This window comes from Caballeronia sp. BR00000012568055, from assembly GCF_029439455.1.
GTDB lineage: Bacteria > Pseudomonadota > Gammaproteobacteria > Burkholderiales > Burkholderiaceae > Caballeronia.
In genome coordinates this window covers 1-5,235 of the sequence record NZ_JAQFVG010000275.1, presented here as the reverse complement: position 1 = coordinate 5,235, position 5,235 = coordinate 1, and the positions used below count along the sequence as shown (strand labels likewise).

The following is a 5,235-nucleotide window of genomic DNA, read 5'->3' as shown; positions in this document are numbered from 1 at the left end:
GTGAATGTGACGACCAGCAACTGAAACATGAATTTACGCCTGCTCTTTAAATATCAGCAGTGCGATACAAAAACACCAGCACTGGATCAAAATGTCGGCAGCAGTTGCTATGTCTCGGTCTTAGTTTATTCATCGACCAGCGCCTAACCGTCTCTTCAATCAAGTAGCCTGGCTATTATTCTTGAGGATACCAATGCTTATCGATACACGAATTATCTTATTTATATTTGCTTTGGAGCTGCCAACTGATTTTTCCGTGTAGAGAAGTCGGTAACGCCTTGAGCGGCTTTCCAAATCCCGTGACCTTCATTCTGAAATTTCGAATCTGCGAACTTCGGGTATTTCTTCGCCCTCAACCATGTCGGTATTCGCCAGCATTGGCGCGGTGTCGAAAGTCTCGAAGCTTTTACCCGCAGCGAGCGGCACGCCAATGAGTGAGATTGCCTGCACGAGAGCAGCGGCGCGGGCTTCGGGCACGAAGGCTACAGTTGGCAGAGAACGGAAGCGGTTCACATCAACACGCCCGGACTGCGGCAACGGATGGCATCGAGCTACACTTAGCGTCGATTCCGATCGAACCGTTACGAAGTTCCCGTGTCAATGAATTTGCGTGTGCGTAAAACACCGTTTCAAATTCATACGATGTATCAACAATCAAGGGCCGAAGTCGGACTGCGGCAAGGAGAAAGATAGTGGAAAACGGTAGACCGCCGCCACGGCGGGTGACATTCGAGCAAGAGATTCAGTCTGGGGCGACGGGATGGCTCAGCCGGTCGATTGCCGTGGTTCTGAGCGTGATCGTGCTCGTGACCGCCGCCATGCTGTCGGTGCTGCTGCTCGCCGTTTTGTTCGGCGTCGGCGCGATCGTTATCGGCTATTTTTGGTGGAAGACGCGCGCGCTGCGTCGGCAGGCGCGCGAGTTTGGTGACGACGGTCGAACAGTCGATATGGAAGTGGTTCAGAAGTATGATCCCGACGATGACTCCGCGAGACGCTGAACATTTATAACGTAGGCATCCGAAACGTTTCGCGCCTCAGGGTTTCGGAATGACCGTCGCGACCTTTCGCAATTCGGTGTGAACGTGCAGTGTGATCGTCTCGCCCTTGGCAATATTGACAATACTGCCCGGCCCGATTTCCCTCTTCTCGCCCTCGCCGACCTGACAGAGCGCCGTGCCGCTCAGGATAACGAAGGTTTCATCCGTTGCGCGCGCCGGATAGCTATAAATGCCCGGCGTCGCGCGCCATACCGCGACGGCGGCCGGATTTTCCGCGTCGGCGTCCGTCCAGATGCGACGCGCATACGAACCTTCGCTGCGGCCATCCGCCGGGCGCGACGGAGAGAAATCTTCGTCCTGGTCAACGTGGAAATACGTCTGAGTCATGATGTTGCTTTCCTGAAAAAGATAACGAGATTCTGCGACCGTTTTTTCGATCGCAACGCGCCTAAAAACCTTCGTCGATTTCGATGCGCGTGCCGTCCGAGAAACGATCGAAGCGAAACACGTGCGGGTCTACCAGCGGCGTGTCGTTGGTTACGAGGTCCGCCATCAACTTGCCCGCCGCAGGACCGATACCGAAGCCGTGACCCGAGAAACCCGTGCCGATAAACAGTCCCGGCAGCGCCGATACGCCGGATATCACCGGTATGGCGTCCGGCGTGACATCCATGTAGCCGGCCCATCGCTGCGCGACTTCTACGACGCCGAGTTCCGGGTAGGCCTTCATGAAATTGATCAGCCCGTTATCGACGTAATTCATCACCGGATCGGGATCGAGTGTTCGAACCGCTTCGAAGACCGTGGGCCGATCCAGCGCCCACTTGCGCGGGCGCTTCAGTTCCTCGAAGAATCGCTTGCCGAAACGAAGCTGCATGACGCCCATCTGACTCTTCAATGCTTCGATGTACTTGAAGAAAAGACGAAACGCATCGGGCGTGATGTCCGCATGCGTGCGCATTCCCGGCGCGATGGTATAGCCGCCATCCGCGCGCTTGCGATAAGCGAAATCACCGGTCGTTGTGCTGCACGACGGACCGCCCGCCACCGGCCTGGTACGAAGCACGGACGCGCGCGTCAGCAACTGAGGCAGGTCGATATTCAGATTGCCGCAAAAATAACGCGTCCATGCGCCACCCGCGACCACCACTGCATGACACTTGATCGTGCCGTGCTCGGTCACGACCGCGCTGACGCGTCCGCCGCTCGTCTCCACGCCACGTACCGCGCAGGGCGTCAGGATCTTCACGCCGCGCCGGCGCAGCGCGTTTGCGATAGCGGGCGCCGCTTTCTGCGGCTCGGCGCGTCCGTCGCTGGGTGTGTAGATGCCGCCCTTGAAAGAGGTCGCCGCGCCCGGCATCAAACGTGCAATCTCCTCTTTCGATACCTCGCGCGTATCGAGCGCGTCGCCAGCGATATCGCGTGCGCGCGTTAGCCATCGTTGATGTTTCGCCAGCGCATCGTCCTTGTTCGATACAGCGAGAATGCCGCACTCGGTGAAGCCCGTATCGATGCCAAGATCGCGGTCCAGCGTGCGCCACAGACGCAGGCTTTCCATACTCAACAGAAGCTCGCGCGTATCGCGGCGCGTCACCCGCACCCAACCCCAGTTTCTGCTGGACTGCTCGCCCGCGATCGTGCCTTTTTCGCAGAGCGCGACGCGCAAGCCCTTCTCGCTGAGATAAAGCGCACTCGATACACCGATGATGCCGCCGCCCACCACCACTACATCCACACTTTCGGGTAGCTCGATATCCTGAGCAACCAAATCGACTTGAGGTCCCATAATTTAATGCACGCTCTTTAACTTTTACTCGATTCTTCGGTCAACGCCTGCGCGCCGGACAGCGCCGCCGCCGCCAATGCTTTATCGTCCGCTTTCTTCTTCTGCACACCCGGATTCGAAAATCGGTTGGTCCAGCGATCGATATGATTGATCACGTGCGTAAGCGGCACCGTGATCATCAAATAGACGATTCCTGCTGCAACGAGCGGCGAAAGATTCGCCGTATTGACCGACGCGTTCTGTCCGATCGTGAAGAGATCGCGCTGCGACGTCAGCAAGCCGAGGAAATACACCAGACTCGAATCTTTCACGATGGCGATAAACTGATTGGCCAACGCGGGCAACACGCGCCTCAAACCCTGCGGCACGATCACATGACGCATACTGCTCCAGTATGTCATCCCCAGCGCCTGACAAGCGAACATCTGACCACGGCCAATACTCTGGATTCCTGATCGAAATATTTCGGCAATATAGGCGGACGAGATGAGCGCCAGCGCAACAATCGCAAGCGGATACGGATTCGGACCGAAAACAGCCAGACCAACCGGCGCCAGTCCCTGACCGACCAGCAGAATGACGAGCGCCGCAGGCAAACCACGCAGCACGTCGATATACACGCGCGCGGGCAGCGTCAGCCAGCGAATATTCGACACCATCAGCAGCGCGAGAACCATGCCCGCCGCAATCCCGATCACCGTAGAGAACAACGACAGCACCAGCGTGTTGATCAATCCGGTTTCGAGCAGCGACGGAATCGACTCGAGCAGCAACGACACGTTGAAGAAGTTTTGTACGAAGGCTTCCATATCCGTTCTCTGTAGCGCGGGACGACAAGCGCACCGTCATGAAGATCGCGCGTGCAGCGCTTAACTTCCGGTCTTCAGAAAGTACGGCGGCAACGGCGAAGGATTCTTGTAGCCCGGATGAAACTGCATATAGAGCTTCATCCACGTGCCATCGGCGATCAGCTCTTTGAGCGTGCCGTTGAGCGCTTCTTCCAGTTGCTTGTTACCTTTGCGAATCGGGAAGCCGGCAGGTTGATCCAGTGCCGAAATGTCGATCTTCGTCGTGATCTTCAATTGCGGATACTTCTCATCCAGACCATCGACCAGACTCTTATCCACGAAATAGCCGTCGATATACTTGTTGCGGAAAGCGAGGAACCCGGCAGTCAGATTCGGGAATCGCACGATCTGCGCGCCCGGCAGATACGTCTCCCAATACGTGTCTTCGATCGTCCCCTGAATGACACCAATACGCTTGCCTTTGACGCTGGCGATATCGCTGGTCAGCGTCGTGCCCGGCAGCGTGGCGACGCTCAGATAATCGAACACATAGCCGTTGGAAAAATCGACGATCTTGAGGCGGTCATTCGTAATCGAGATGCAACCGGCGGCCAGATCGATTTGCCGGCTCGCCACGCTCGGCAACAAGCCCGAAAAGTCCTGCGCGCGAAATTCCGCGGACATGCCGCGCTTCGCGGCGATTGCCCGAATCAATTCGACATCGAAGCCAGTGACCTTGCCATTCTCGATATACGAGTACGGTTTGTTGTTGGTATCGACTCCGGCCAGAATTTGTCCGGGCACAAGCGTGCCGATGTCGGCCGCGTTGGCAACCGAGAACATCGATCCGATCATCACGACCGATGCGGCGAAACCTTTTAACAAGCTTTTAATCTTCATTTATCTATTCCCTGTTGATTCAATTCGATTTGATCGGGCGTTACGCGACTCAGTGCAGAATGCGCGAGAGAAAGTCTCTTGCCCGCTCGGAGCGTGGGCGGTCGAAGAATGCGTCCTTGGCTTCGTCCTCCACGATCACGCCTTTGTCCACGAACATCACGCGGCTGGCGACGCGCTTCGCAAAGCCCATCTCGTGCGTCACGCATGCCATCGTCATGCCGTCCTGTGCGAGCGAACTCATGACGTCGAGCACTTCGTTGACCATCTCGGGGTCGAGTGCCGACGTGGGTTCATCGAAAAGCATCGCGACGGGGTCCATCGACAGCGCGCGCGCAATCGCTACGCGCTGCTGCTGGCCACCGGACAATTGCGTCGGATATTTATCGGCGTGCTCGCTCAGGCCCACGCGCCGCAGCAGCGATACCGCTTTCGCGGCTGCTTCGTCTTCGCGCCGGCCCAACACGTTCATCTGCGCGAGCATCAGATTTCGCCGCACGGAAAGATGCGGAAATAGTTCGAAGTGCTGAAATACATCCCGACTTTCGAGCGCAATGCCGCAAGATTCGAGCGCCTCGCCGTCACGTCGATATCATTCACGACGATCTGGCCGCGCTGCACCGACTCCAGCCCGTTGATCGTCTTGATGAGCGTGGATTTTCCGGACCCCGACGGTCCGCAAATCACGACGACTTCGCCTCGGCCAATGGAGGCCGAACAGTCGTTCAACACCTGATGCTGCCCGTACCATTTCGATACGGAAGTC

The 5,235-nt window shown here is 57.1% G+C and carries 6 protein-coding genes and 1 pseudogene; 1 reads left to right on the top strand and 6 read right to left on the bottom strand.

The annotated features are described in order from the left end of the window. Window positions 1–306: 306 nt before the first annotated feature. Window positions 307–513 carry a hypothetical protein gene (locus P7F28_RS17025; protein WP_277185696.1) on the bottom strand — a complete coding sequence of 69 codons (207 nt, stop codon included), beginning with the start codon at window positions 511–513 and terminating at the stop codon, window positions 307–309. Window positions 514–692: 179 nt separating this feature from the next. Here P7F28_RS17025 and P7F28_RS17020 point away from each other — a divergent pair, with 179 nt between their 5' ends. Beyond that, window positions 693–998, top strand: a complete 306-nt coding sequence (locus tag P7F28_RS17020; RefSeq protein WP_277185695.1) for a hypothetical protein — start codon at window positions 693–695, stop codon at window positions 996–998. Between the two features lie 36 nt (window positions 999–1,034). Here the strand turns inward: P7F28_RS17020 and P7F28_RS17015 are convergent, their stop codons facing one another. The 5 genes and pseudogenes from P7F28_RS17015 to P7F28_RS16995 all read right to left on the bottom strand — a co-directional run. Beyond that, window positions 1,035–1,385, bottom strand: a complete 351-nt coding sequence (locus P7F28_RS17015) for a cupin domain-containing protein (RefSeq protein ID WP_277185694.1) — start codon at window positions 1,383–1,385, stop codon at window positions 1,035–1,037. Window positions 1,386–1,446: 61 nt separating this feature from the next. Then, complete coding sequence (locus tag P7F28_RS17010; RefSeq protein WP_277185693.1) at window positions 1,447–2,784, bottom strand: FAD-binding oxidoreductase; 1,338 nt, start codon at window positions 2,782–2,784, stop codon at window positions 1,447–1,449. Between the two features lie 17 nt (window positions 2,785–2,801). After that, complete coding sequence (locus P7F28_RS17005) at window positions 2,802–3,593, bottom strand: amino acid ABC transporter permease (protein ID WP_277185692.1); 792 nt, start codon at window positions 3,591–3,593, stop codon at window positions 2,802–2,804. Window positions 3,594–3,653: 60 nt separating this feature from the next. Then, entirely contained in the window at window positions 3,654–4,472 is an 819-nt protein-coding gene (locus P7F28_RS17000; RefSeq protein WP_277185691.1) for an ABC transporter substrate-binding protein, read from the bottom strand. 49 nt (window positions 4,473–4,521) lie between these two features. After that, window positions 4,522–5,235, bottom strand: a pseudogene (locus P7F28_RS16995) (amino acid ABC transporter ATP-binding protein); the annotation flags it as partial.

What these genes read in the sequence shown, in the direction of transcription:
- P7F28_RS17015 (WP_277185694.1), bottom strand. Translation starts at nt 1,385, where the DNA reads ATGACTCAGACGTATTTCCACGTTGACCAGGACGAAGATTTCTCTCCG.
- P7F28_RS17010 (WP_277185693.1), bottom strand. Translation starts at nt 2,784, where the DNA reads ATGGGACCTCAAGTCGATTTGGTTGCTCAGGATATCGAGCTACCCGAA.
- P7F28_RS17005 (WP_277185692.1), bottom strand. Translation starts at nt 3,593, where the DNA reads ATGGAAGCCTTCGTACAAAACTTCTTCAACGTGTCGTTGCTGCTCGAG.
- P7F28_RS17000 (WP_277185691.1), bottom strand. Translation starts at nt 4,472, where the DNA reads ATGAAGATTAAAAGCTTGTTAAAAGGTTTCGCCGCATCGGTCGTGATG.